Here is a 26,710-nt window from a genome sequence, read left to right on the forward strand (position 1 = left end):
ACCATTTAACCAATCAGCCGAGCACCCCGATGGCCAGAACACAGGTGTCGTCCTCGGGATTGGGGCCGCCGATCACCTCGATGAGCTGATCGAGCCCGTCGTTCGGATCCCCCCTCAGCAGGGCCGCGGCCTCCATGGTCAGCGCCAGGCCCTCGTCGATGTCCCGGGTGCGCCGCTCCACCAGCCCGTCGGTGAAAAGCAGCAGCAGGTCGCCCTCCCGCAGCTCGACCCCGGCCAGCTCGTACGGCTCGTCCGGGGTGGCGCCCAGCAGCACCCCGGCGGGTGGGTCGAGCTGGGTGGCGGTCCCCTCGCGGACCAGGATCGGTGCCGGGTGCCCGGCCTGTCCCCAGGTGAACATCCTGGTGGCCGGGTCGAGGTGACCGACGATCGTGGTCGCCGTCGTCTCCGGCATCCGGTGCAGCACGAAGTCGTTGAGCCAGGCCAGCAGCCGGTCGGGGGAGTGGCCGGTCATCGCGAGGCCGACCAGGGCGTGCCGCAGCTGGACCATCTGGGAGATCGCGGGCATCCCGTGCCCGGCCACGTCGCCGATGGCCAGCAGCACCCTGTCGTCTGGCAGGGGAACGGCGTCGTACCAGTCGCCGCCGAGGCTGGGCTTGGCGTCCGCCGCCACATAGCGGACCGCGATGCGCGCGTGCGGCAGGTCGATGGTCTCTCCCAGGCCGGGCATTATCGCCTCGCGTAGCGCGAGGCTCATGTGGTGTTCCTGCTCGGCCTGCTCGCGGACCCGCAGCAGCTTGCTCCGCGACTCGGCCATGATGCGCTCGGCGCGACGTCGGCAGGTGATGTCCTGGACGACACCGTGCACGGCGGCGTGACCGCCGGTCACGACGGGGTCGAGCACGGCGCGAAGGTGGCGGAGCTCGCCGTGGCGGCGGATGCGGAACTCGACCTCGCCGGGCTCGGCCCGGTGCATGACGGACCACAGACGCAGGTCGAGGTCGGGACGATCGGTCGCCTCGACGTGGCCGGCCAGGTCGCGCAGGTGAATCGGGCCGTCGCCGGGATCTCGGCCGAATATGGTGTACACCTGATCGGACCAGGTGGACTCTCCGGTCTGAAGATTCCACTCGGTCCAGCCCATATCGCCCAGGCGTTCCGCGTGCGCCAGGCGGGTGTTGAGGAGTTGCCGCTCCACGTCCATGTGCTCGTCCGGTTCGTCTGGCAACCGCTGCGCCATCTCAGCGGCGATCGACGGAGCCGAACCGGTCACCTGGTCGTTTCGTGGGGGGAGGGGGGGCTGGTGGCCGCCCACTACGCCGACCATGTAGCTCGCTCTCGGAATGTATGGCTTTGCGGACATTTTGCCAACAAAATGTGATCGTACTTCAACGGATTGTAGTGGCGGGGCTGCCGTCGTACCTTCCTTTTCCTGAGTTTCGGTCCTGGGGCCGCTCCCGGATGCATCGCCGCTCCGTCCGGGATTAGATTGGTCGGTGTGACGACGGAGTCCTCTGATCTCTATCCCGTGACCCGCCTGGAGGCCGCCCGCGAGGCCGCCGCCACCGCCGGGCTCGACGCGCTGCTGCTCACGCCAGGCCCGGACCTGCGTTACGTGACCGGTTATGAGGCGCTGCCGCTGGAGCGGCTCACCTGCCTGGTGCTCCCGGTCGTGGGTGAGGCGTTCCTGATGGTGCCCCGCCTGGAGTTGCCCGCTGCCGAGCGCTCTCCGGCGTCCAGGCTCGGCGTGGAGTTCGTCCCCTGGGACGAGACCGACGACCCGTACGCGGTCGTCGGCGGGCGTTTGGGCGCGGTTGGAAAGGTGGGCCTCGCCGACCGGATGTGGGCGATGCAGTCGCTGCGCCTGCGCGATGCGATCCCCGGAGCCGAGCAGGTGCTCGCCGGGACGGTCCTGCGCGGGCTGCGGATGCGCAAGAGCCCGGCCGAGGTGGCGGCGCTGCGCGAGGCGGGCGCCGCGATCGACGCCGTCCACGCCCAGGTGCCCGGCTTCCTGCGGGCCGGCAGGACCGAGCGGGAGATCGGCAGGGACATCGCCGAGGCGATCATCGCGGCCGGGCACTCCACCGTCGACTTCGTCATCGTCGGCTCCGGTCCCAACGGCGCCAGCCCGCACCACGAGCTGTCGGACCGGATCGTCAGGGAGCGCGAGCCGATCGTGGTCGACATCGGGGGTCAGATGCCCGGCGGCTACTGCTCGGACTCCACCCGCGTCTACGCCATCGGCGAGCCTCCGGCGGGCTTCCTGAAGTACTACGAGGTGCTCAGGCACGCCCAGCAGGCGGCCTGCGACGCCGTGCGTCCCGGGGTCCCGTGCGAGGCGATCGACGCCGCCGCGCGAGACGTGATCGCGGCCGAGGGGTACGGCGACTACTTCATCCACCGCACCGGCCACGGCATCGGCCTGGAGACCCACGAGGAGCCCTACATCGTCGCGGGCAACGCCGAGCCGCTGGCGCCCGGTTTCGCCTTCTCGATCGAGCCGGGCATCTACCTGCCCGGGGCACACGGCGCCCGCATCGAGGACATTCTCATCTGCACGGAGGAGGGCGGCGAGCGGGTCAACCACCGCACTCGCGAACTCGTGGTCGTCTGACGGGTATCTCAGCAGGCCCCTGTCCGGTCGCGCCCCGGGGTGGAGCCGCGGTCGTCCGGCGGGTGCCAGAATCGGGGTGGCCGGCGACCCCGGCCACCCACCTTCGTCGTCCGCGCCAGGACCTGGAGCACGCGGATGCGATCCCCTCCCCCCGAGCCCAGGGGCGGGGTCTCCACGTTGGAAGGATTCAGATGACCGTTGAGCGCGTTCTGCCGACCGGTGACGCCCATGACCTGCTGGACCTGGTCCGCGACCTGATCGGCAAGGAGGTCGCCCCCCGGGCCGCGGCCGACGAGTCCGCCGAGCGCTTCCCCCGGGAGGTGTTCACCACGCTGGGCCGCGCGGGACTGCTCGGTCTGCCCTACCCCGAGGAGCATGGCGGGGCGGCACAGCCGTACGAGGTCTACCTGCAGGTGATCGAGGAGCTGGCGGCCGGCTGGCTGGCGGTGGGGCTCGGCCTGTCGGTTCACACCCTGTCGTGTTTCCCGGTGGCCGCCTACGGCACCGCCGAGCAGCGCGCCGCGCTGCTTCCCCGGATGCTGGGCGGTGAGTGGCTGGGCGCCTACTGCCTGTCGGAGCCGCAGTCGGGGTCCGACGCCGCCGCGCTGGCGACCCGGGCGGTTCCCGGCGAGGACGGTTACACGGTCGACGGAGTCAAGGCCTGGATCACCCACGGCGGCGCCGCCGACTTCTACACGCTGATGGCCCGTACCTCGGCCGACGGCGCGCGCGGCATCTCCTGCTTTCATGTGCCCGCGGGGACGGAGGGGCTGTCGTTCGGCGCGCCCGAGCGGAAGATGGGCATGAGGTCGTCACCGACCGCCCAGGTCCGCTTCGACGGGGTGCGACTGGGGCCGGAGGCGCTGCTGGGCGCCGAGGGGGAGGGCTTCAGGATCGCCATGGCCGCGCTGGACGGCGGCAGGCTCGGTATCGCCGCCTGTGCCGTCGGCGTGGCGCAGGCCGCCTTCGAGGCCGCCACCGCGTACGCCGCCGAGCGCCGCCAGTTCGGCTCGCGGATCATCGACTTCCAGGGCGTCGGCTTCATGCTCGCCGACATGGCCACCCAGATCGCCGCCGCCCGCGCCCTCTACCTGGACGTCGCCCGGCTGCGCGACGCGAGCCGGCCCTACGGCACGCGGGCGGCGATGGCGAAGCTCTTCGCCACCGACATGTGCATGAAGGTCACCACCGACGCGGTACAGGTCCTCGGCGGCTACGGCTACGTGGAGGACTTCCCGGTCGAGCGTTACATGCGGGAGGCCAAGGTCCTGCAGATCGTCGAGGGCACCAACCAGGTCCAGCGCCTCGTCATCTCCCGCGCCCTCGCCAGAAGCGACCGGGCGTGACGTCCCGACCGGCCGGGCGGTGAGCTCAGGCCCTGGCGGAGGGGATCCCGGTCGTCACCCCGAGGCGCCGCCGGAGTTCTGGGGGCCGGTGTGGATGATGGCGGCCCACAGGTCCGGCCGGCCGGGGTATCGCTCGCGAAGGGCCAGGCTCGCGCCGTGGACGGCGTCGGCGACGCCGGCGCCGGGCGGGACGCCGGGATCCAGCCGGGCGTAGACGTGGTCGGCCGCCTGCGCGGCGACATCGTCCCTGATCCCCCACAGTGTGGCGATGACGTGCTCGTAGCCCGCGAGCTGGAAGGCCGACGCCAGGTGGATCGCCTCGTCGGCGATCCTGCCTGTCGGGGCGGCGGTGTGGCATGCCGAGAGGTAGGCGAGCTCCGCGTGGGGCAGGTCCTGCCGGGCGATGTCCAGAACACCGAGCCGGTCGTGCCCCAGGGCCAGGTGGCTCCTGGACGGCCGGTGCGGATCGGCGTAGGCGTGACCGGCGAAGTGCAGCCAGGCGTGATCGGGGAGCGCGGCCAGCAGCCGCTCGCGGGAGACCGCTCCCAACAGGACCGACCCGGGAATCCGGTGCGCGATCCGCTCGGCCTCCTTGACGGTGGCGGGCAGGTCGCTCATCCCCGGTGTGCGGTCGACGGCCACGACCAGGGGGCGGCGCGGACGTGGAGGCGCCGGCGGCTGCCGGCGGGCGTGCTGCAGGGCTCGCAGCGTGGAGGTGTACGAGGACACGACGTGGTCGAGCACGCCCGGTTCCCCCGGCCGCCCCGCCGCGTGCAGCGGAAGGTACGAGAGAGCGGCGGTCGGGCACCAGCAGACACGGGGAGCGGGTCCGCCGGGCGCGGGAGGTCCGGTGAGGCCGAGGGCGTCGAGGACCGGCGCGGCGACCGCGTCCCACAGCCAGCCCAGCGTCTCCTCGGCGACGCGCATGTCCACGGTGCCCTCGACGGCCAGGCGGAATCGTATGGCGTGCTGGAACGACCTGTCGCGGTCCAGGAGGGGAAGGTGGACGGACTCGACGCCGTCCTTCCGCACGATCAGGGCGTCGCTGCGGTAGGGACTCACATTGACGACCACCACGGGGTCCTCGCCCACGGTGGCGATCAGATCCTCGCCACGCGGGGGTACGAGAAGGCCCATCGCGTGAACCGCCCGCAGCGCCTCCTCCCACTCGGCCGCCAGACGCCAGCGGTGCTCGGCGGTGAGGCCGCCGGCCATGGCGGTGCCGAGGACGGAGGGCTCCTGATCCAGCAGGCCGCGCAACCGCCGCACGCGGAGCGCCAGCTCCGGTGCCCGCTCCTCAAGCTCACCCAGGTCGGAACGGGTTTCCAGGGACTGGGCGAACAGCAGGCCCCGGCCGTACTCCAGCAGTTCCAGCGCCCGGACCGGCTGCCCCTGATGGAGGGCGCACGCCGCGGCGTCCAGGCCGAAGTAGGCGTTGCTCCCGAGCACGCGTTCCTGCTCGGCCCTGGGCAGCCTGCGGGTGGTGGCCAGGGGAAGCAGCCGTACGGCTGCCGCGAACCCGTCCGCGCCCTCCTCCCAGCGCCCGTGGTCGGCCGCGGCCTGACCCCATTTCCAGCTCGCGTGGAGCCGGTCGGACAGATTCCCGGTGGGGGATCGCGCGACCTCTCGCAGCGTCCGCAGCGCCTCGTCGAGATCGGCGGCATCGCCGCTCCGGGTGAATCGCTCCGTCATGGCGTCGCCGACGCCGATGGGGTCGTCCGCCTCGCGCAGCAGGCGGACGGCTTCGGCCAGCTCGTCGGGATCGCCGGTCAGCTGTGCGCGCCGCAGGAGGGTCCGCCCGAGTTCCTTGAGCCCCGCCTGCCGCTGCGCGTCCCCCGGGGGAGCGGCGGCGGCCGCGGCCCGGCAGAGCTCGACGGCCTCGTCCAGCGCGGGCCGCTCACCCGTGTGGTCGAACCTGATCCTGAGTGCCCAGGCGAGCCCGGAAAGCAGCAGGGGAGTGTCCCGCATGGCGGGGTCGGTCTCGGCGACCGCCTGGCGCTTCCGTCTGATGCCCTCGTTCAGGCAGGTGGCGTCGCCGCTCGCCTGGAAGCGGAGGAGCTGGACCGTGCCGAGCAGGTCCAGATGCAGGGCCCGTCCCGAGGCTCCGGGCGGGACGGCGTCGATGCTCTCCTCAAGCGCGTCGGCGGCCTCGGGGAAGGCGGACAGGTCGCCGAGGTAGGCGGAACGGATGAGGATGACCTGCGCGTACGCGGGGAGAACCGTGTAACGGCCGGCCGACCGGAGGGGAAACATCTCCAGTGCCTCGCGGGCGATCCGCACCGCCTCCTCGATGTCCTCCTCACTGCCTCGCTCGGCGAATCGCATCGCCAGCGACATGGCGAGCCGCGGCACGATGAAGGAGTGATGCGGATCACCGGGGTTCAGGCCGCCGGACGCCGCGCGCAGCGCCACGACCGCCTCCTCCAGGGCCGTTTCGTCCCCGGTGCGGATGGCCAGGTTCCGCAGCGCGCTGCCGAGCGCGCTCCGGGCGATGACCAGGTCCTTCGACGGCTCGTCCCCGAGCAGTTCCACCGCCTCCCGCAGCGACGCGACCGACTCGGCCAGCGACGCGTCGTCACCGTGGCGCAGGTACACCTCCTCCAGAACGTTTCCAAGGGTCGTCAGGCAGGCCGCCCGGATCGGATCCTCGGCGCGGACACGCGCCACGGCCTCTCGCGCCGCGTGGACGGCGTCGTTCAGCGCAGGCCCGTCGGCGGCGAGGACATAGAGGTTCCGCAGCGTCATGGCGAGATCTTTCAGGCACGCCACCCGCTCGGGAGCCTCGGGAGGGAGCAGCGCGGCCGCCCGGCGCAACAGCGTGGCCGCCTCCCGCAGCTCGGCCCCGTCCCCGGTTCTCAGCGAGGACTCGGACAGCACCCCGCCGTAGGCCTGGAACACGGCGGCCTCCGCGGGATCGCCAGGAGGGCAGGCCTCAAGGGCGAGCCGGCCCGCGTCGATCGCCTCTGCGATCACGGACGGGTCACCGCCGTGCAGGAAGCGGTGATGGAGGACGGCGCAGAGACCCAGCGCGGAGCTGAGTCGTTCCCGGCTGCCGGGCGGGGCGCTCGCCCATGACCGCCGGAAGGCCGTGGCGGCCTCCTCCAGGAGCCGTAGGTCGCGGGAGACGTCGAAGTGGTTCGCCGCCGCGAACCCCAGGGCGTTCAGATACTCGGGCCTCTCGGGGCTGCCGGAGGGGAGCAGGGTGACGGCCCGCCGGGCGGTCTCCACCGCCTCGTCGAGGGCGTCCCGCTCACCCGTCGAGGCGCACCACTCCATCGCGTACCGGGAGATCTCCCTCATCAGGGCCGGCAGCATCGGGTCGCTCTCGGGCGTCAGCGATTTCGCCACCATGAGGAGCAGCCGGCCCAGCGCGATCCTCTCGTCCTCGGTCGGCAAAAGGCGCAGCGAGCCGCCGTCCGGGTAAAGCACCCCGAGCAGCCGGTCACGATGGCCGGGGCGTCTCCGGCGCATGTGCTGGATGAACGGCAGGACCTGCTCCGGCACCGTGAGCCCGCAGAGATCGGAGAGGTCGAGGAGGACGAACATGGCCACGAAGTCCGGTGAGTCCATGGCGAGGTCCGCGGAGCCGCGGTCGCTCGCCCGGTATCTGGCGCCGTACAGCATGCCGGTCGCGTAGAGGAGCACGGCGGTCTCCCGCGGTGGCAGTCCCTCGTGGTCGCGGAGCCAGATGCCGGACCTGTACAGCAGCTCCGCGGCGGCGGCACTCGTCCCGGGGCTCAGCACCTGATCCGGACGGCCGTCGTTGATGATGCCGCCAAGGCGCGTCAGGACGTCCTGGATGGTGATCTCCACACCGTCTCCTCTCCGATCCTCCAAGAGTGCGCGACGGCGGAAGATCGGCCAAGATTGACTTCGTGAGAGAGCAGAGTTCCCCCATGTCCCCCGGCGGGGATCCGGCCGAGCGGGGTGTGACCGAGATGCTGCTCGGAGCGCTCGCCGGGTCGGCCCTGCTGCCGTTCCTCCAGGCGGTCGCGACCAAGGCCGGAGAGGATCTGTACACGAGGATCCGGGACCTCCTCTCCGGTGAGAGCCGCGAACGCGCCAGGACCTCGATCGCCGAGGCCGGTCATGTCACGCTGGCCGACCGGGGCTCGAAAACGATCGTGCGACTGCCCGCCGACCTTCCCGCCGACGCGGCGGCGGCGCTCCGAGCCCTGAGGCTGCCCCCGGCGGAGCCGGGGTGGCGCGTCGTCTACTGGGACGGGGCGCATCGCGTGTGGGTCTGCCACGAGGTGGACGCCCCTCCCCGGGGTGCTCTGCGGGTCGACGAGATCACCGGGGACACCCCGCCCGAGCCGGAGCCTCCGGCACAACCCGGCTAGAGCCCGTACGTCTCCAGTAGCCGCAGCCAGATCTCGCTGACCGTGGGGAAGGACGGCACCGCGTGCCAGAGCCGGTCGAGGGGCACCTCGGCGGTGACGGCGATCGTCGCGGCGTGCAGCAGATCGCCCACGGCCGGGCCGACGAAGGTCACTCCCAGCAGGACGCGGCGCCGCTCGTCCACCACCGCCTTGGCCATGCCGCGGTAGCCGTCGCCCTGCAGGTAGGCTCCCGACACCCTGCCCAGGTCGTACTCGACCACGCGGACGTCGAACCCCTCGGTGCGGGCCTGTGCCTCGGTCCGGCCGACCGCGCACACCTGCGGGTCGGTGAAGATGACCTGCGGCGCGCCGTAGCCGTCCGCCACGTCGCGCATTCCCGGCAGGTCGTCGGGCTCGCCCTTGACCCGTGCCGCGATGACGTCGCCGCACAGCCGTGCCTGGTACTTGCCCATATGGGTGAGCAGGGCGCGGCCGTTGACGTCGCCCACCGCGTACAGCCAGCCGCCGGGGACGCCGGTCGCGCGCATGCTGTCGTCGACCTCCACCGAGCGCCCGGCCTCCAGGCCGACACTCTCCAGGCCCAGGTCGCCGGTGGCGGGGCGCCTGCCGGTGGCCACCAGCAGCTCGTCCGCCTCGATGGGCGGGCCCTCGGACAGGTGGAGCGTGACCGGGCCACCCGGCCTGGGCCGCTCGACCTTCGTCACCTGGACGCCCTCGCGCACCGTGATGCCCGCCCCGGTGAACGAGGCGGCCACCAGTTCCCCGGCGAACGGCTCCATCCTGCCGAGCAGTCCGCCGCGTGCCAGCACCGTCGTCTCTCTCGCGCCGAGTCCGTGCATGGCCTGGGCCATCTCGCAGGCCACCACGCCGCCGCCCAGCACGGCCAGCCGCTTGGGGACGCTTCTGGCCGCCGTCACCTCATGGCTGGTCCACGGCATGGCCTCGGCCAGGCCGGGGATCGGCGGGACGATCGCACCGCTGCCGGTGGCCAGCACGACCGCGTGCCTGGCGGTCAGCGTGCGGACCGAGCCGTCCTGCGCGGTCACCGCGACCCGCCTCGGGCCGTCCAGCCGCCCGTGGCCGCGGACGAACTCCACGGGCACGCTCCTGATCCACTCGACCTGGCCGCTGTCGTCCAGGTGGGACACCGCCTCGTCGCGCCGGGCGAGCACGGCGGCGGTGTCGATCGGGCCCAGCGTCAGGCCCGGTACCCGGGCGACCTCGGCGGCCAGCTCCACCGGGCGCAGCAGTGCCTTGCTGGGGATGCACGCCCAGTACGCGCACTCGCCGCCGGCCAGGTGCCTCTCGACGATCGCGGCGGTCAGCCCTCCCCTGACCGCGCGGTCGGCGACGTTCTCGCCCGCCGGGCCCGCGCCCACAACCACCACGTCGAACTCGTCAGACACGACTTACCTCCCAGGCAGAACCGGTCATGGACCCGCACCGCTCCCGTGGCGCGGGTCGTATCAGCTTCGCATCCTCCGGTCCGGGCCGGAGCCACGTGCGTGGCTCCGGCGAGGCGCGGGGCCTCGCCGTCTCGCCGCCTTGTCGTCGATCGCCGCGGCTCCCTCCTCCGTGTCGGGAGGCGCGGCCTGACCGGTGGTCCCCGCCACGGCAAGAGCCGCGGGCCAGGGGGCGCGGCACAGGGCCTGGCGAGGGGCAGGGCCTGGCGAGGGGCGGGGCCTGGTGAGGGGCGGGACCGTCCCGCGCGGGGTCGGGGCCGGCCGCTAGCGGCGGCGTCCGCGAGCCTTCAGGGTGGTCAGGGGAAGCTCGGGAGCGGGCAGTGGGGCGGCGCCGCCGGGCACCGTGCCGAACTCCTCGCCCTCCATCCACTCCTGCCGGAACCTGGCGATCTCCTCGTGGCTGCGGCCGACGAAGTTCCACCACATGACGATCCGCTCCTCGAACGGCTCGCCGCCGATGAGCAGCAGCCGACCGGCATCCTCGGCCCCTATGGCCAGCGCCGAACGCCCGCTGCCCAGGTAGAGCAGCGGCCCGGGAGACAGGTCCGTCTCGTCGACCCGCACGGTGCCGGACAGGGCCAGCGCGGCGTACTCGAAGCCGGGACGGAGCGGGACGGAGATCGCCGCGCCGGCCTCCAGCCTCACCTCGGCCCCGACCAGCGGGGTGTAGATCGTCGCCGGTGACGTGACGCCGCCCAGCTCGCCCATGATGACGGTCACCCTGGCGCCCGGCAGGGTCAGCTCAGGCAGCACCGGGTGGTGCTCGAAGGCCGGAGCCGTCTCGCGGGCGGCGGAGGGGAGCGCCACCCACAGCTGGACCCCGTGCAGGGCGGCCTCGGCGGCCGACTCCTCGGAGTGGGAGATGGCACGTCCCGCGGTCATCAGGTTGAGCCGGCCCGGTCTGATCAGTTGCTCGCTACCGACGCTGTCGCGGTGCAGGATCTCGCCCTCCACGAGCCAGCTGACGGTCTGCAGCCCGGTGTGCGGGTGCGGGGGGACGCTCATCGTCGTCTTCTCCGGGCCGTAGTGGTCGACGAAGCACCAGGCGCCGACCATTCTGATGTCCCGGTTCGGCAGGGTTCTGGTGACCTTCATCGCCCGCGGGCCGCCCAGTACCACGTCTCGGCCGGCCAGCACTTCGGTCACCGGCTCCGCCACCACGTCCGCGAGGCCACCGCACGCCGACTCCCGCGGATCCGTTTCCAGGTTGCTCATTTCGCGACTGTACGTTCTGATCCGGCCGCCGCGGGAACCGGGTCGCGAGATTGCCCGTGGGTTGGGACCGTGCCGTGACGTCCGGGCGATGCGTGTGCTCTCCGGTGCCGTTACCGTTTACCGGATGGAGGAGATCGACCGCTGTATCGTCACGTTGCTGGCCAGGGATGGCCGGATGAGCTTCACCGATCTCGCCAGGGAGACCGGGTTGTCGGTGTCGGCGGTGCACCAGCGGGTGCGCAGGCTGGAGAAGCGCGGGGTGCTGCGGGGTTACGCGGCGCTGGTCGACTACGACGCCATCGGGCTGCCGCTCACCGCGTTCGTGTCCATCAAGCCGATCGATCCGGCCGCCGCCGACGACGCCCCGGAACGGCTGGCCCACCTGAGCGCCGTCGAGGCGTGCCACAGCGTGGCCGGGGACGAGAGCTACATCCTCAAGGTCCGGGTGGCCTCGCCGATCGCGCTCGAGGAACTGCTGAACCAGATCCGCACCGCCGCCAACGTCTCCACCCGCACCACGGTCGTGCTCAGCACGCCGTACGAGCACCGTCCCCCGGAGCCGGCCGGTACGGAGGCCGGTAAGCCCGACGAGCGCGCCTGAGCCCCGTGGGCGCAGGTTACTAAGTACCGATTTGCCGGGCATGGGGTAGTTAATCCAAGCTGAACGGGTGTCTGCTAGGAAGATCATTATCGACTGTGACCCGGGGATCGACGACGCCCTGGCGCTCGTCCTCGCTCATGGGAGCCCCGACCTGAAGGTCCTGGGGATCACCACGGTCGGCGGCAACGTCGACCTGGCCAGGACCACGGACAACGCGCTGCGGCTCCGCGAGTTCCTGGGGTTCGGCGACGTACCGGTCACCGCGGGGAGCGCGGGCGCCCTGCTGCGCGCCCGGGTGGACGCGGCCGACGTGCACGGCGGCTCCGGTCTCGGGGACGCGCTGCTGCCTCCGGCGACGCTCCCGCCGGCCGCCGGGCACGCCGTCGACTTCATCGTCGAGACGCTCAGGGCCGACCCGGGCGAGGTGACCCTGGTCGCCATCGGCCCGCTGACCAACGTGGCGCTCGCGGTGCTCAGGGAACCGAGGATCGTCGACTGGGCGCGGGGGCTCACCATCCTCGGCGGGTCGTACACCCGGGGCAACTTCTCCCCGGCGGCCGAGTTCAACATCGCCGCCGACCCGGAGGCCGCCGCGATCGTCTTCGGCGCGGGCTGGACGGTGACCATGATCGGCCTTGACGTGAGCCGTGCCGCCATGACCACGGAGGCGGTGGCGGCCCGAATGGCGGCCATGGGCAGGCTCGGCACCGACCTGCTCATCCCGTGCGTGCGGTTCTACGGCATGATCACCGCCGACGACGGGCCCGCGATTCACGACGCCTGCGCGGTCGCCCACCTGATCGACCCGTCGCTGATCACCCTGGAACCCGCGGTCGTCGACGTCGAGACGGCGGGCCGCTTCACCTCGGGGATGACCGTGACCGATTTCAACCTCCGGGGCCGCGCCCCCAACGCCCTGGTCGGCACCTCGCTTGACGTCGGCCGCTTCTGGGACCTTCTGCTGGCCGTCTACGCGCGGGTCGCGGAGTCGATCGAACGCCGGGAGAAGCACGTCGGACTTTGACCGGGAGACCTCGGGCGGGATGCCCGGTCCGGGGAGAGGCCGGACCGGGCTCCCGGGCCACGGCGACACGGCGTCCACGAGCGGAGGTGGGGGCGCCGGTCACGTCGGCCGGTCGGTGCGTCAGACGCGCTGCCACAGGGCCGGTACGTTCGGCGGCTCCCATCCGGCGTAGGCCGTGTGTCCCTGAAGGCAGCGGTAGGTCACGCCGCCGTAGGTGACCTGGTCGCCGGCCTTGTAGTTCGTTCCGGCCTGCCACGTCCCGCCCGGCGGGGGGCTCGTGGTCGGCGTCGGGCTGGGCGACGGGGTGCCGACGATGTTGAGCACGAAGTCGAACGTCGCCTCCCTGCCGGAGCCGACCGTGCGCACGGTCATGACCAGTGACGGGTCGAAGATCGTGTCGGTGCTGTTGCGCGGTTCGTTCGGGAAGTAGAGCTGGGTGGTGAGCACCGGCCGGTTCGGGGCCTGGACCTTGACGTGGATGTGCCGGGTGCGTCCGGGATACAGGCCCGGAACGATCGTGGTCAGCTTGAACGCGCCCTGGGCGTCGCTGAACTGGTGCCCGCGGAAGCCGAATCCGCTGTTGTCGTAGGCGCCGTTGGTGTCCGCCTGCCAGAAGTCCAGAAGCGCGTTGGCGATCGGCTGGCACGAGCGGCCGAACACGTAGCCGCTGACGGTCAGCGGGACGCCCGGTGTGCCGGGCCCGACCAGTGAGGTGCGCCGTGGCGAGTTGGGCTTGAAATAGGGGCCCTCGGTCTGGGCGATCGTCGGGTCGTCGCCGTCGTCGCAGAAGGGTGTGGGGGCGAGCAGCCCGTCCGTCCGCTGCACGTCGCGGGCCAGCACGGGAGCCTGGCCGACCAGCAGCGGGATCGGGGCGATGAGAGCGGCCTTCAGCAGGGTCTTGCGGCTGATGCCCCCGCTCTCGCTGCCGGTATTCTGGTGGTGGGTGTTCTCGGCGTCCACAATGGCCTCCTTGGCCTCCGGGGGGACGTGCCTGGACGCGACCTGTCGAACGCGTGCGGCGCCGGGGCGGCCGGTCGAAACCGGCACCGTGCGACACCGCCGCGGGGAACCGGCGGGACCTGGCAGCCTGGACGTGCACAAGGCTGACATTGGACGTGAGGCCGCAATACCCTCCATGTTTCTATAGCTTTGCCATATGGCTACCGTGGTAATAATCATGCAGGTGGGGGCCGCCCGAATAAGGCTTTCGCCACGTCATACCAAATATTTATGACACGAATGGGATGACATGACCGGCGAAATTCCAATGAGGTGATTCACCTCGCGGATACCTCCGTTTCACCGCATGGGAACGGGGCACCTCCGCGACGGCCGGGTCCTCCGCGTGAAGCCTGGGTGGCGACGGTTGTCTACAGCGTTCGACGCTGGGCAGGTACTTCCTGTGGACACTGGCGAAAGGAGCCGGCTGTGCCTGACAACGATGTACTGATCATCCGATTCCACCCGGTGGGGGGTGAGGACGTCTCCGTGACGAGCGGGGATTTCGACGGGGAGTCCGAGGCGGTGGAGGCGATCTCCCGTGCTCTGGACGAGCGGCGCAGCCTGGTGCTGACCCAGGTGAGATACGGCTTCGAGACCGAGATGATCGGCATGGTCGTCAACCTGGCCAACGTGGTGTCGGTGCGGGTGTCGAAGACGGATGGAGCCGAAGCCGGCCAGTACCTGTAACGGCTGGTCAGGGGAGAGGCGACCGCACCGCACGCGGGGACGACGGGCTCCCCGGTCACCTTCTCCCGGACGGCCCGGAGCGGAGACGCCCGGGACCGCACCGTGCGCGGGGAGCACCGCCCCCGCAGCCGGTACCCGGCGGCCCTCTCACCGAACTCCGCACCTGGATGCGACGTCGGGGAGAGGACCGATCTCCGGGAGGGGGACGGGTGAGCCGGGCGCGTCTCAGGTCAGGGCGTGGAAGTGGGCCCGCAGGCGGGCCCTGGCCTCCTCGGTGGCGCCGAGGGCGTCCAGCCCCAGGAGGGCGGCCCCCATGATGGGGGCGACGTCGGCGACGATCGGCTTGGCCTGCGGGGCCCGCTCGGCGAAGCCCCGCTCGAGCAGTTCGCTCATCAGCGGGTCGCGGGCGGTGAGCACGCCGCCGCCCAGGACCACCTCCATCGGCACGGCGAGCAGGTCCAGGCGGCGCAGCGCGACCACCGCGAGCACGACGACCTCCTCGGCCATCCGCGCCACCAGCGAGCGGGCCACCCCGTCACCCCGGGCGGCGACGGCCATCAGCACCGGTACCAGCTCGTTCAGCCTGCCGTAGGGCAGCTCGCCGAAGTGGATGGCCAGGGACACCTCCTCGACGGTGCGGGTGCCGAAGTGCTCGCGGATCGCGGAGGTCAGCGCGCTGGCGGGCCCCCGGCCGTCCTCGGCGCGTACGGCGTGCCAGAGCGCCTCCTCACCGAGGCCGAGACCACCGCCCCAGTCGCCGGTGAGCCGCCCCAGGGCCGGGTATCTCGCCACCTCCCCCGAGGGGGAGACCGCCACCGCGTTGATGCCCGCGCCGCACACCACGGCCACGCCCGCGGGGCCCGAGGCCCCGGCGCGCAGCAGCGCGAAGGTGTCGTTGCCGACGGTCACCTCCGTGCCGTACCCCCGCAGGAGGATCTCCGCGCGGAGCGCGTCCTCCTCCACCGGCAGGTCCGCGCCCGCCACGTAGGCGGCCACGTGGTCGGCGTACGGTGTCCTCGCCCCCTCGCCGAGCGCGGAGCGCACGGCGTCGCCGATCACGTCGATCGCGGCCCCCACCCCCGCGGTCTGTGGCTGGAAGGCGCCGCCGCGCCCGGTGGCGATGACCGAGCCGTCCTCGCCGACCAGCGCGACGTCGGTCTTGCTGTTGCCGCCGTCGACGGCCAGCACCGTCCTCACGCGTTCGCCCAGGACAGGTGCCCGCGGTTGGCCTCGATCAGGCGCCGGGCCAGGTCTTTCGAGAGTGCGGCCTGCCCGATCAGCGGGTGGGCCAGCAGCGCGTCGGCGACACGGTCCTCGCCGCCGTGCAGCGCGGCCGCGAGCGCCAGCGTCTCGTACGCCGTGACGTGGGCGATGAGCCCGGCGAAGAGCGGCTCCACCGGGTCCACCGGCAGCGCGGTCGCGCCCGCCGCGGTGATCGTGGCCGGGACCTCGATGACCGCCTCGTCGGGCAGGAACGGCAGCGTGCCGTCGTTGCGCAGGTTGACCACCTGGGTGTCGCCGCGGTCGCCGACCAGCGAGGCGATCAACGCCACCGCGGCCTCCGAGTAGAAGGCCCCGCCGCGCTTCTCCAGGAGTTCCGGCTTGGTGTCCACGGCCGGGTCGGTGTACATCTCCAGCAGCGCCGTCTCCATCGCCGAGACCTCGGCCGCGCGCGACGGCTTGGTCCGCTGCTCGGCCACCACCAGGTCGTGCTCGTAGAAGTAACGCAGGTAGTAGGAGGGGACCACGCCCAGGTGCCGGATCAGCGCGGCGCTCAGGCCGACGTCCTCGGCGATCTCCGCACCGTGGCTCTCCAGCAGCCGCGGCAGCACGTCGACTCCGTCCAGGTGGACGGCCCGCTCCCAGGTGAGGTGGTTCAGGCCGACGTGGCCCAGGGAGATCCGCTCGGGGGCGACGCCCAGGTTCGCGGCGAAGCGGCGCTGGAAGCCGATGGCCACGTTGCACAGGCCGATGGCCCGGTGCCCGGCCTCCAGCAGCGCCCTGGTGACGATGCCGACAGGGTTGGTGAAGTCGACGATCCAGGCGTCGGGCGCGTGCTTTGCCACCTTCTCGGCGATGTCCAGCACCACCGGTACCGTGCGCAGCGCCTTGGCCAGCCCGCCCGCCCCGGTCGTCTCCTGGCCGACGCAGCCGCACTCCAGGGGCAGGGTCTCGTCCACGTCCCGCGCGGCCTGGCCGCCGACGCGCAGTTGCAGCAGGACCGCCCCCGCCCCGGCGACGCCCTCCTCGACGGAGGTGGTGGCGACGACCGTGGCCGGATGCCCGGCCCGCGCCAGCATCCGGCGCGCCATGCCGGACACCGGTTCCAGCCGGCGGACGTCCGGGTCGACCAGCGCGATCTCGGTCAGTGGAAGCTCGTCGCGTAGCCGCGCGAACCCGTCGATCAGCTCCGGCGTGTACGTCGAGCCGCCCCCGACAACGGCGAGTTTCACCCTTTTACTCCTGTCAGCGTGACGCCCTCGATGAAGACCCTCTGGGCGAAGAAGAACACGATGATCACCGGGGCCATGACGAGCAGGGTCGCCGCCATGGTGAGGTTCCACTGCACGCTGTGCAGTGCCCGGAAGGACGCCAACCCGAGGGAGAGCGTCCAGTTTTCCTCGTTTATCTGGGCATAGAGCAACGGACCGTAGTAATCGTTCCAGCAGTAGAAGAACTGGAACAGACCCACCGCCGCTATCGCTGGACGCGCCATCGGCAGGATCACCCTGATCAGGGTCTGGAAGTCCGAGCACCCGTCCACGCGGGCGGCCTCGGTGTACTCCCTGGGAATCGTGACCAGGAACTGCCGAAGCAGGAAGATCGAGAAGGCGTCCCCGAACAGCATCGGCAGGATCAGCGGCCACAGCGTGCCGGTGAGGTCCAGGCGCGCCCAGATGAGGTAGACGGGGACCGCGACGACCTGTGGCGGCAGCATCATCATCGTGATGACCGCGAGGAAGGCGAGTCTGCGCCCGCGGAAGCGGAAGCGGGCCATCGCGTAGGCCACCGGGATCGACGACAGCAGCATGAACACGGTGCCGAGCCCGGCGTACAGGAACGTGTTGCCCAGCCAGGCCAGCAGCCGCGACCTGGTGAACACCTCGGCGAAGTTGCCCCAGTTCCAGGTGTCCGGCCACAGGTCGCCGGTGAGCGTCTGGTCGGTGCTCATGAGCGCGGTCAGCGCCACGAACACCAGCGGAGCGACGAACATCAGCGACAGCGCCACGGCGATGGCGTGGGTGGCGATCCAGTACAGGACCCTGCGGGTACGCGGGCCGCGCGCGGGGGAACCCGGCGCCGCGCGCTTCATGGTCAGGGTGGTCACCGGTCTCCTCCCTGGTCGAACGCGCGGAACCGGCGGAGCAGGACGAGGGTGAAGAGCGTGGAGACCGCGAACAGCAGCAGGGCCAGCACGCAGGCGTAGCCCATGCTGAAGTCGCGGAAGCCCACGTGGAACAGCCACTGGGCCAGCGTCAGCGTCGACAGCTCGGGGTAGCCGGGGACGAAGGAACTGCCGGGGGAGTCGGTGACCCCGGCGGCGACCCGGGAGGCGATCATCGCCTGGGTGAAGTACTGCAGGGCGTAGATGACGCCGGTGACCGCCGAGAACATCAGCACCGGCGAGATCGTCGGCAGCGTGATGGTCCTGAACTGCCGCCACCCGCCGGCCCCGTCGATCGCGGCGGCCTCGTACAGATGCTTCGGCACGTCGAGCAGGGCCGCGAGGAAGATCATCATGGTGTTGCCGATACCCCACATGGCCAGCAGGGTCAGGCCGGGTTTGGCCCAGTTCGGGTCGCCGAACCAGTCGGGTGCGGTGATCCCGAAGAGTTCGATGAACTGGTTGAAGGGACCCGAGGGGTTCAGCAGGAACACGAAGGAGACGGTCCCGGCCACCACCGGGACCAGCGAGGGCAGGTAGAAGAGGGTCCGGAAGAAACCGGCCCCCGCCTTGAGGCGGGTGAGCAGTTGCGCCACGCCCAGCCCGAAGATCACCTGGGCGGGGACCATGAAGACCGTGAACCAGAGCGTGTTCCTGATGGAGACCCAGGCCCGGTCGTCCACCAGGAAGTAGCGGTAGTTGTCCAGGCCGACGAACTCCAGGGTGAACAGGTCGTAGCGGTGGAAGGAGAAGTAGACGGTCGCCGCGAGGGGGTAGGCGAAGAACACCGCGAACCCCACCAGCCAGGGCGATATCCAAAGGAGGGCCACCAGGCCCTCACGGCGCCGCCACCTGGGCGGCGCCGCGTGGACGATGCTCATCGAGGCTCAGCCCCCGGAGAGCTTCAGCTTGTCGTCGAGACGCTTGTCGACCTTGGCCAGTTCGGCGTCGAGGTCGGTGAGCGTCCCCTTCTCCCACCGGCCGAGGAACTCCTGCACCGTGTCCTGGTTGAAGGCGCTGTTGACGTTCGCCGGGACCGTGCTCGTCTTCGGGTGAGCGAAGATGTCGAGGAAGGTCTGGAAGTTCGCATCCTTGTCCAGGTCGGGCGACTCCAGTGAGGCCTTGGTGGTCGGCACGTTGCGCAACGCGTTGGAGAGCGTGACCAGTGCCGAGGTGTCGGTGGTCAGATACTTGACCAGTTCCCAGGCCGCCTGCGGGTTCTTGGCGCCCTTGGGCACGCCGATCACGGTGCCCGCGGTGAAGCCGCTGCCGTACAGGTCGGGCTTGGTGTCGGAGACCGGGAGCGGTGCGGTGCCGTAGTCGAGGCCCTTGGCCTCACTGGCGATCATGGCGTTACGCCACTCGCCGTCCAGGACCATGGCGACCTTGCCCTTGTAGAACGGGTGGGCGGCCGACCACTCCTGGCCCAGGCTCTTGCGGAACTTCTCCAGCTTGTCGTAGCCGTACCAGTCGACGAGCTCCTTCTGCCAGCGCAGCAGTTCCTTCCACGCCGGGTCGGAGCCGATCGCCGAGGTGCCGTCCGGCTTGTACCAGGTGGCGCCGACCATCGGGGCGAGGTGCGAGGCGGAGTTCTCGTAGTACGAGAAGCTCGGGATGAACCCGGCGACCTTGATGTTGCCCTCCGCGTCGCGGACGGTGAGCTTCTTGGTCAGCTCGGTCAGCTCCGAGAGCGTCTTCGGCGGCGCGGAGCCCTTCATCAGGGCCTTGTTGTAGTAGAGCCCGTACGCGTCGGCGAGCAGGGGCATCACGCACCGCCTGCCCTCGTACTCGGTGTAGGAGCGCGAGACCTCGGGCAGCACGGACAGGTCGATGCCATCCTGCTTGATCACCGGGGTGAGGTCCTGGAACGTTCCGCTGCGGCACCACTGGGCCACGTTGTCCGTGGTGAAGGAGGAGGCGACGTCAGGGGCCTTCCCACCGCGCACCGCCTGGGTGATCTGCTCGTCCTGGACGCCCTTGACCAGTTTGACGGTTATCTGGGGAAATTTCGTACGGAATCCGGCTATGGCGTCTTCGAACGCCTTGACCTCGCCGGGCGCGGAGAATCCGTGCCACAGTTCGATGGCCGAGGCCGGCAGGGTGGCGGAGGCCGAGCCTGAGGGCTTGGGGCGCGAACCGAGCGTGGGTGCGCCCTCCGTGCCCGCGGTACAGGCGGTCAGAGCGGCGGCCGTCAGGGTGGCGAGGGCGAGGGTGAGAAAGCGTCGGTGCACGACGGCTGCCTCCTGGGGGGTGGGGGGTACACGGGAGGGTCAAGAAGGGACTGTGGAGCCGAAGACCTCGTCGCGTACGGTCGCGAGGGCCAGATCCAGCGCGCCGGCGAGGACGGGATTGCCCTCGACGGTTGACAGCAGCAGCGGTGGTCGGGGGATGGTCAGCGCGTGGAGTTCGTGCTCGACGAGCTCGCGCAGGGTGTCGCCGCCCGCGAGCAGGGTCCCGCCGGTCAGCACGATGATCTCGGGGTCGATGACCGAGGTGATCGAGGCCAGCCCGACCGCCAGCCGGGAGGCGATGTCGCGCAGCCCGGCACGGGCGTCGTCGGCGCGCCTGCCGGTGGAGGCGGCGGCCCGCACCGCGTTCAGCACCGCCTGCGCGGGGGCGCCGCCGCGCACGCCGTACGACCGGAGGATCTTGAGCACCGCGGGGCCGCCGGTCAGTGCCTGGTAGCCGTGGTTGGCGTAGCGGCCGGTCTCCCTGGCGGTCGGCGCGCCGGGGGTGGGCATGTAGCCGATCTCGCCGGCGCCGCCGGTGGCGCCCCGGTGCAGCCGGCCGCCGAGGACCAGCGCCGCGCCCAGGCCCTCGTCGGCCCAGAGCAGCACGAAGTCCCGGTGGCCCCGGCCCACGCCGTGCGCCTGCTCGGCCTGGGCGACGAGGTTGACGTTGTTCTCTATCGCGACCGGTATGCCCAGGCCGTCGCCGAGGGCGCGGACCAGGTCGGGGATGTGCCAGCCGGGCATGTCCCTGCTGGTGGCGTAGGCCAGCCTGCCGGTGCCCGGGTCGATCGTGCCCTGCACGCCGATGACCGCGCACCGCGGCGTCGCCGGGGCGCCCGCGCCCTCCAGCGCGGCGGCGACCCGCTCCACCGCGTCGCCGCCGGAGCGGCCGGGAGTGGGCAGGTGGTACTCGCCGACCACGGCGCCGGTGATGTCGGCGACCCTGACGTCGATGCCCGCGCGCGTGACGTCCATCGCGGCGGCGTACGCGGCGGCCGGGTTGAGCCGGTAGACCTCGGCGGTGCGGCCGGGCAGTCCCTCGCGGATGCCGTTGAGCACGACCAGGCCCGCCTCCTGCAGGCGGATGAGGAGCTGCGAGGCGGTGGGCTTGGACAGGCCGGTGAGGGCGCCGATCTCCGGGCGGGTCAGCGGGCCGCGCTCCAGCAGCGCCTGCAGGGCGGCGCGGTCGTTGATCGCGCGCAGCAGGCTGGGGGTGCCCGGCGTCGGCTGTTTCACTGGCCCTCCGCGTGTGTCCTCGCATTCACCGGCGAAGCGAAGTTAGGAAACTTTCCTAACTTCGAGTGAATGTAAGGAACCCGGCGGATCCTCGTCAAGCGGGCAGGAGCCGTCGCAATAAAGCTGTGATGGCGCAGGGGCGGGTAAACTTCTCAACGGACCTGCTAGGGTGATGGTTTGTCATAACAACTAGCGCAATGGTCCGGAGTATCCCATTACTAGCAACGATAATGGAGCGACGGCAACCCGTCAAATCGAGCTGACCAAGGAGCAGGAGTACGTCTCCGGTCTCTACGCGAGGCTCGATCTGCTGCGCGAGCGCACCCAGCGGCAGCTGGACGGCGTCCTCGCGCAGGGAGGGAGCGGGGGCACGCACCAGAACCGCTCTGAGCGCGACACCTTCGCCGGGATGTACGCCGAGCGTCTGGGCCGTCTGTGGGCCGTCGAGAACGGCCTGTGCTTCGGCCGGCTCGACAACGCCGACGACACCTCCCTCTACATCGGCCGCATCGGCATGGCCGACGACGATCAGCGCCGATTGCTGATCGACTGGCGCGCCCCGGTCGCCCAGCCCTTCTACGGCGCCACCCCGGCGGCCTCGATGGGCGTCATCCGCCGTCGCCACCTGCAGACCAAGGGGCGCAGGGTGATCGGGGTCGACGATGATCTCCTGGATCTCGACAACCTCACGGACGAGGACGTGGCCACCCTCAACGGGGAGGCCGCCCTGCTCGCCTCCCTGGCCGCGCGGCGCACCGGGCGGATGCGCGACATCGTGGCCACCATCCAGTCGGAGCAGGACCGCATCATCCGCTCGGACCTGGGCGGGGTACTGGTCGTGCAGGGCGGTCCCGGGACCGGCAAGACCGTGGTCGCGCTGCACCGCGCGGCCTACCTGCTCTACACCCACAGGGAGAAGCTGGCCCGCAGGGGGGTGCTCATACTCGGGCCGAACCTGACATTCCTGCGCTACATCGAGCAGGTACTGCCCTCCCTGGGGGAGACCGACGTGCTGTTGTCGACGGTCTCCGAGCTGTACCCGGGGGTCGTTCCCGGGCGCAAGGAGTCCCCGGAGGTGGCCGGGCTCAAGGGCGACTCCCGGATGGCCCAGGTCATCGCACGGGCCGTGCGCGAGCGGCAGCGGGTGCCGCGCAAGCCGATCGAGATCCGCCTCGACCGCTACACCCTGCGGCTGGAGGGCAACGTCCTGGAGGCGGCACGCAACAGGGCGGCCCGCTCCAGGCGGGCGCACAACGAGGCCCGCGCGCTCTTCGTCCGCCACCTGCTCAACGCGCTCGCCCGCCAGGCGGCCAGGCAGCTGGGCAAGGGGATGATCGACGACGACGAGCTGGCCGACATCCGTGAGGAGCTCCGTACCGAGCGGCCCGTCAAGGCGGCCCTGAACCGGCTGTGGCCCTACGTCACACCACAGCAGCTCCTGATCGGACTGTTCACCTCCCGGGAGCGCCTCGACCACGCCGCCGCCGAGTTCGGCGAGGCCGAGCGGGAGCTGATGCTGCGCGAGCCGCCCCGCAAGGGGGAGAGCTGGTGGGCCGAGTCCGACGTGCCGCTGCTGGACGAGGCCGCCGAACTGCTCGGCGACATCGACCCCGCGGTGCTGCGGGCCGGGGCCTGGATGGCCGAGGAGGAGCAGGCGGCGCAGCGTGCCGCCGCGCTCGACGAGCGGCAGCACCAGCTCGAGTACGCCAAGGAGGTCCTGGAGCTGACCGGGCTCTCCGACATCATGGACGCCGAGAAGTTCGCCGCCCGTCACCTCGGCGACGACGTCTTCCTGACCACCGCCGAGCGCGCCGCGGCCGACCGCTCCTGGGCCTTCGGCCACGTCATCGTGGACGAGGCGCAGGAGCTGTCGCCGATGGACTGGCGGATGCTGATGCGCCGCTGCCCGACGCGGTCGATGACGATCGTCGGCGACCTGGCCCAGACCGGATCCTCGGCCGGGGCGCACTCCTGGGGCCGGGTCCTCGACCCCTACGTGGCCGGGCGCTGGCGCGAGGAGACCCTCAGCGTCAACTACCGCACTCCGGCGGAGCTGATGGCGGTGGCCGCCGACGTGCTCACCCTGGTCGATCCGGCGCTGAAGGCCCCGGCCTCGGTCAGGGAGACCGGGGCGCGCCCGTGGGCGGCCTCACCGACGGCCTCGCTCGGCGACGTCGTCAAGGCCGAGATCGTGGAGGGTGGGCGACTTGTCGTGATCGTCCCTGAGTCGCGCGCGCGGGAGCTCGGAGAGGTGGTGGTCCGCTCCGTCGACGGCGCGGTCGCCGGTCCGGGGGCCGCCGCCCTGGACGCCCAGGTGGCGGTGCTGACCGTCGCCGAGGCCAAGGGGCTGGAGTTCGACGCGGTCATCGTGGTCGAACCGGAGTCGATCCTGGGCGAGTCCCCGCGCGGGGCCAGCGACCTTTACGTGGCGTTGACCCGCGCGACCCAGCGGCTTGGCGTCGTGCACGACGGTCCGCTTCCCGATGCCCTCGCTCGACTTGAGAGACATCGGATCACATGAGACCATTGACGGCTCTCGTCGATCATGTCCCAGCTGCGAAAACTTGATGTTTCCGCTGTTAGTGACACGGTTGACATCTGCGCTGGGCTCGGTAGTTTGCTGCCCAGTCCAGCACGGGACTGGCCGGTCGGCCGCCTTTCGACATCGCCGTTTCCTGCGCCCGTGACGGGGGTGACCCCGTCCGTTCAGCCAGACGCAGGACCGGCAGTCCGTCGAGGCGGGGCACTCCTTCCGGGCGGGGGGTTGGACCCAGGAGGGGTCCGGGCACCCAGTAGACAACGGCAATCCGCGCTCGCCGCCGACGGGACGGAACCGGTCCGAAGGGTTGCCCGGGCTCTCTTCCCGCTCCCGTGCGAGCGCCGCAAGCGTCGGGGCGGTCCGGGGTGTCGAAGGACACCCCGGACCGCCCCGTTGCCGGTTATGGAGCCCCTCCGGGTGGTTTGCTGGTTTCAGGGCGATCTGGTGGGCTTGCGAGGAATATGTCGTGGAACTTTTTGGGGGCGTGCCCGCTGGGCGGTAGCGTTCGGGCTAGGAGGACCGGGCGTCACCGGCCCGTACGACATGGCAAGGAGCCCCGCCCGTGGTGCAGGAGAAGACGGCCGCCCCGGTGCCGGAGGCATCCGATACGGACGACCCGTCAGGTGAGGTGACCTCGCCTCCCCCGTCCCGTCTGGAACTGCCCGCCCGTGTCGCGGGTGTGGTGGCCGGTGGCCTGCTGATCTTCCTCGCCTTCCCGCCGCTCGGGCTCTGGTTCCTCGCGCCGCTCGGCATGGCCTCGGCGGTCCTGGCGGTGCACGGCACCCGCCCGCGCCGTGGCGCCTGGCTGGGCCTGCTGGCCGGGCTCGCCCTGCTGCTGCCCGGCCTGTACTGGGTGAGCCCGATCGGCATCGATGCCTGGCTGGGGCTGGTCGCCATGGAGAGCGCCTTCTACGGCGCCTGGGGTACGGGCACCGCCCTGGTGGCCAGATTGCGCCTGTGGCCGCTGTGGAGCGCCGCGCTCTGGGTGGCGGCCGAGTGGGCCAGGGGCGAGTTCCCCTTCGGCGGGTTCCCCTGGGCGCGGGTGGCCTTCAGCCAGGGTGAGTCGATCTTCACCCCGTACGCGGCACTCGGCGGGGCGCCGCTGGTGAGCTTCGCGGTGGCCCTGTGCGGTGGCCTGCTCGCGCTGGCGGTGTCGCGATCGGCACCGCGCACGTCTTCGGCCCCGGAAGGGGCCCGGGGCCCGCGCTGGGGGCGGGCCGTCGCGTGGCCGCTCGCCGGGGCGCTGGCCGTGCCGGCCGGGGCGCTGGCCGTCCCCCGGTACGGCGACGAGGGCAGAAACGTGACCATCGGCGTCATCCAGGGCAACGTCCCCGGCCGGGGCATGCACCCGCTGGGCGACGAGCCGGCCGTGGTCCTCGGCAACCACACCCGGATGCTCCACCAGATGGCGCGGGACGTCAGGGAGGGCAGGACTCCCCGCCCCGACCTGGTCGTGCTGCCGGAGAACTCCACGGACATCGACCCGCTGCGCAGCGAGTTCGCCAGGAGCGAGATCGACGCGGCGGTCAAGGACATCGGGGTGCCCGTCCTGGTCGGCGCGGTGGTCGGGATCGGGGAGAACAACCGGGCGACCCGCAGCCTGGTCTGGGACCCGGTCACCGGGCCCGGCGCCCACTACGACAAGCAGCAACTGGTCCCCTTCGGGGAGTACACCCCGCTCAAGGACCTCGTGCTGGCCCTGTTCGAACGCGCGTCCCTGGTCGGTAAGCAGTCGGTGGCGGGCACCCGTGACGGCGACCTCAGACTGGGGCCGGTGACCATCGGCGCGATCAACTGCTACGAGGTGGCCTTCGACGGCATCGTGGGCGACACCGCCAGGACGGGCGCCTCGCCGCTGGTGGTGCAGACCAACAACGCCACCTACGCGCTGACCAATCTGCCGCCGCAGCAACTCGCCATGTCCCAGTTGCGGGCCGTGGAGCACAATCGGGCGGTGATCACTTCCGCAATTACGGGTATATCGGCATATGTGACTCCGAGCGGTTCGATCGCCTGGCGCACCGGGGAACTGGTGCCCGCCATGAACGTCCTGACAGTCCCGGTCAGGACCGCGCAAACCATCGCCACACGCGTGGGCGCGCTGCCCGAATGGGCCTTGATACTTGTGGGTGCGGGCGCACTGGCCGTCGCCTGGCGGCGCCGGACGCCTAGCGTGGGGCACCCCGTGATCCGAAAAGACGATCAGCAGGTGGGAGACGCGTGATGGAGCGGATGCTTGGTCGGGTGCTCGTCATCGTCCCGACGTACAACGAGCGGGAGAACCTGCCGATGATCACCCGGCGGCTGCGCGAGGCCGTGCCCGAGGCGCACCTCCTGGTCGTCGACGACGACAGCCCCGACGGCACGGGGGCGGTCGCCGACAAGCTGGTGGCCGACGACGACCACGTCCACGTGCTGCACCGGCCGGGAGGCAAGCAGGGCCTGGGCGCGGCCTACATCGCGGGTTTCCGCTGGGGCCTGGGGGAGGGCTTCGGTGTCCTCGTGGAGATGGACGCCGACGGCTCCCACCGGCCAGAGGAACTGCCCAAGCTGCTGGACAGGCTGGCCGGCGGGGCCGACCTGGCGATCGGCTCCCGGTGGGTGCCCGGCGGCAAGGTCGTCAACTGGCCGGCCTCGCGGGAGTTCCTGTCGCGCGGCGCCAACGTCTACACCCGGTTCATGCTCGGCCTTCCGGTCCGCGACGCCACCGCGGGGTTCCGTGCCTACCGTGCCGCCACCCTGGAGAAAATCGGCCTGGAGGACGTCGAGTCACAGGGCTACTGCTTCCAGGTGGATCTGACCCTGCGCACGGTCCGCAACGGGCTGCGCGTCACCGAGGTGCCGATCACCTTCGTGGATCGCACCATCGGGACCAGCAAGATGGGCCGTGGCGTCGTGGTCGAGGCCTTCTGGCGGGTCGCCGCCTGGGGTGTCATGGGCCTGCCCGCGCGTCTGCGCCGCCGCCGTGGTCGCTGATCCCCGGGGTACGGCGAGAGCGTGGTTCTGAGTCTCCGCCGAAGATGCGTCCACGCTGAGCGAACGCGGAACGCGCGGCCGCTCCGCGGC

The 26,710-nt window shown here is 71.3% G+C and carries 20 protein-coding genes; 9 read left to right on the forward strand and 11 right to left on the reverse strand.

Annotation, left to right across the window (positions count from 1 at the left end; all coding sequences use genetic code 11):
* Positions 1-13: 13 nt before the first annotated feature.
* The gene (locus ABT061_RS19475; protein WP_350919303.1) at positions 14-1,186 is read right to left on the reverse strand and encodes a PP2C family protein-serine/threonine phosphatase; all 1,173 of its coding nucleotides are present in this window, start codon (positions 1,184-1,186) and stop codon (positions 14-16) included.
* Positions 1,187-1,456: 270 nt separating this feature from the next.
* On the opposite strand from ABT061_RS19475, the gene ABT061_RS19480 reads away from it, so the two are divergent.
* Both ABT061_RS19480 and ABT061_RS19485 read left to right on the forward strand, forming a co-directional pair.
* The gene (locus tag ABT061_RS19480; protein WP_350919306.1) at positions 1,457-2,572 is read left to right on the forward strand and encodes a M24 family metallopeptidase; all 1,116 of its coding nucleotides are present in this window, start codon (positions 1,457-1,459) and stop codon (positions 2,570-2,572) included.
* Positions 2,573-2,763: 191 nt separating this feature from the next.
* A complete protein-coding gene (locus ABT061_RS19485) occupies positions 2,764-3,918 on the forward strand; it encodes an acyl-CoA dehydrogenase family protein (RefSeq protein ID WP_350919309.1) in 1,155 nt (384 codons plus the stop codon).
* A 54-nt stretch (positions 3,919-3,972) separates the two neighbouring features.
* Here the strand turns inward: ABT061_RS19485 and ABT061_RS19490 are convergent, their stop codons facing one another.
* Entirely contained in the window at positions 3,973-7,731 is a 3,759-nt protein-coding gene (locus tag ABT061_RS19490) for a CHAT domain-containing protein (RefSeq protein ID WP_350919312.1), read from the reverse strand.
* A gap of 62 nt (positions 7,732-7,793) precedes the next feature.
* On the opposite strand from ABT061_RS19490, the gene ABT061_RS19495 reads away from it, so the two are divergent.
* On the forward strand, positions 7,794-8,261 hold the full coding sequence (locus ABT061_RS19495) for a hypothetical protein (RefSeq protein WP_350919315.1): 468 nt from the start codon (positions 7,794-7,796) through the stop codon (positions 8,259-8,261).
* Here the strand turns inward: ABT061_RS19495 and ABT061_RS19500 are convergent.
* The gene (locus ABT061_RS19500; RefSeq protein WP_350919318.1) at positions 8,258-9,667 is read right to left on the reverse strand and encodes a dihydrolipoyl dehydrogenase family protein; all 1,410 of its coding nucleotides are present in this window, start codon (positions 9,665-9,667) and stop codon (positions 8,258-8,260) included. The two genes, ABT061_RS19495 and ABT061_RS19500, sit on opposite strands and share 4 nt — an antisense overlap.
* A gap of 321 nt (positions 9,668-9,988) precedes the next feature.
* Positions 9,989-10,939 carry a pirin family protein gene (locus ABT061_RS19505; RefSeq protein ID WP_350919321.1) on the reverse strand — a complete coding sequence of 317 codons (951 nt, stop codon included), beginning with the start codon at positions 10,937-10,939 and terminating at the stop codon, positions 9,989-9,991.
* 124 nt (positions 10,940-11,063) lie between these two features.
* Here ABT061_RS19505 and ABT061_RS19510 point away from each other — a divergent pair, with 124 nt between their 5' ends.
* Positions 11,064-11,540, forward strand: a complete 477-nt coding sequence (locus ABT061_RS19510) for an Lrp/AsnC family transcriptional regulator (protein ID WP_350919324.1) — start codon at positions 11,064-11,066, stop codon at positions 11,538-11,540.
* Positions 11,541-11,607: 67 nt separating this feature from the next.
* The gene (locus ABT061_RS19515) at positions 11,608-12,564 is read left to right on the forward strand and encodes a nucleoside hydrolase (RefSeq protein WP_350919327.1); all 957 of its coding nucleotides are present in this window, start codon (positions 11,608-11,610) and stop codon (positions 12,562-12,564) included.
* Between the two features lie 120 nt (positions 12,565-12,684).
* Here ABT061_RS19515 and ABT061_RS19520 read toward each other — a convergent pair whose 3' ends face one another.
* The gene (locus ABT061_RS19520) at positions 12,685-13,524 is read right to left on the reverse strand and encodes a dioxygenase family protein (protein ID WP_350919330.1); all 840 of its coding nucleotides are present in this window, start codon (positions 13,522-13,524) and stop codon (positions 12,685-12,687) included.
* A 468-nt stretch (positions 13,525-13,992) separates the two neighbouring features.
* On the opposite strand from ABT061_RS19520, the gene ABT061_RS19525 reads away from it, so the two are divergent.
* Positions 13,993-14,253: a hypothetical protein gene (locus ABT061_RS19525; protein WP_350919333.1), complete on the forward strand. Its 261-nt coding sequence runs from the start codon at positions 13,993-13,995 to the stop codon at positions 14,251-14,253.
* Between the two features lie 225 nt (positions 14,254-14,478).
* Here ABT061_RS19525 and ABT061_RS19530 read toward each other — a convergent pair whose 3' ends face one another.
* Genes ABT061_RS19530 through ABT061_RS19555 form a run of 6 tightly spaced genes read right to left on the reverse strand, consistent with a single transcriptional unit; the run spans position 14,479 to position 21,105 of the window.
* Entirely contained in the window at positions 14,479-15,450 is a 972-nt protein-coding gene (locus ABT061_RS19530) for an N-acetylglucosamine kinase (RefSeq protein ID WP_350919336.1), read from the reverse strand.
* Positions 15,447-16,706 (reverse strand): 6-phospho-beta-glucosidase, encoded by a 1,260-nt coding sequence (locus ABT061_RS19535; protein ID WP_350919339.1) that lies wholly within the window; start codon positions 16,704-16,706, stop codon positions 15,447-15,449. The genes ABT061_RS19530 and ABT061_RS19535 overlap by 4 nt, the downstream gene beginning before the upstream one ends.
* On the reverse strand, positions 16,703-17,581 hold the full coding sequence (locus ABT061_RS19540) for a carbohydrate ABC transporter permease (protein WP_350919341.1): 879 nt from the start codon (positions 17,579-17,581) through the stop codon (positions 16,703-16,705). Before ABT061_RS19540 ends, ABT061_RS19535 begins: the two co-directional genes overlap by 4 nt.
* Complete coding sequence (locus ABT061_RS19545; RefSeq protein WP_350919344.1) at positions 17,578-18,519, reverse strand: carbohydrate ABC transporter permease; 942 nt, start codon at positions 18,517-18,519, stop codon at positions 17,578-17,580. Before ABT061_RS19545 ends, ABT061_RS19540 begins: the two co-directional genes overlap by 4 nt.
* 6 nt (positions 18,520-18,525) lie before the next feature.
* Positions 18,526-19,869 carry an extracellular solute-binding protein gene (locus ABT061_RS19550; protein WP_350919347.1) on the reverse strand — a complete coding sequence of 448 codons (1,344 nt, stop codon included), beginning with the start codon at positions 19,867-19,869 and terminating at the stop codon, positions 18,526-18,528.
* Positions 19,870-19,908: 39 nt separating this feature from the next.
* Positions 19,909-21,105: an ROK family transcriptional regulator gene (locus tag ABT061_RS19555; protein WP_350919350.1), complete on the reverse strand. Its 1,197-nt coding sequence runs from the start codon at positions 21,103-21,105 to the stop codon at positions 19,909-19,911.
* Positions 21,106-21,319: 214 nt separating this feature from the next.
* On the opposite strand from ABT061_RS19555, the gene ABT061_RS19560 reads away from it, so the two are divergent.
* The 3 genes from ABT061_RS19560 (at position 21,320) to ABT061_RS19570 (ending at position 26,620) form a co-directional block, all read left to right on the forward strand.
* Positions 21,320-23,626: a HelD family protein gene (locus ABT061_RS19560; protein ID WP_502991458.1), complete on the forward strand. Its 2,307-nt coding sequence runs from the start codon at positions 21,320-21,322 to the stop codon at positions 23,624-23,626.
* 580 nt (positions 23,627-24,206) lie between these two features.
* Positions 24,207-25,868, forward strand: coding sequence for an apolipoprotein N-acyltransferase (lnt, locus tag ABT061_RS19565; RefSeq protein ID WP_350919356.1), 1,662 nt, complete (start codon positions 24,207-24,209; stop codon positions 25,866-25,868).
* Positions 25,868-26,620, forward strand: a complete 753-nt coding sequence (locus ABT061_RS19570) for a polyprenol monophosphomannose synthase (RefSeq protein ID WP_350919359.1) — start codon at positions 25,868-25,870, stop codon at positions 26,618-26,620. Before lnt ends, ABT061_RS19570 begins: the two co-directional genes overlap by 1 nt.
* The last annotated feature ends 90 nt before the right edge of the window (positions 26,621-26,710 follow it).

It is taken from the genome of Streptosporangium sp. NPDC002544 (assembly GCF_040295965.1).
Classification (GTDB): Bacteria; Actinomycetota; Actinomycetes; order Streptosporangiales; family Streptosporangiaceae; genus Streptosporangium.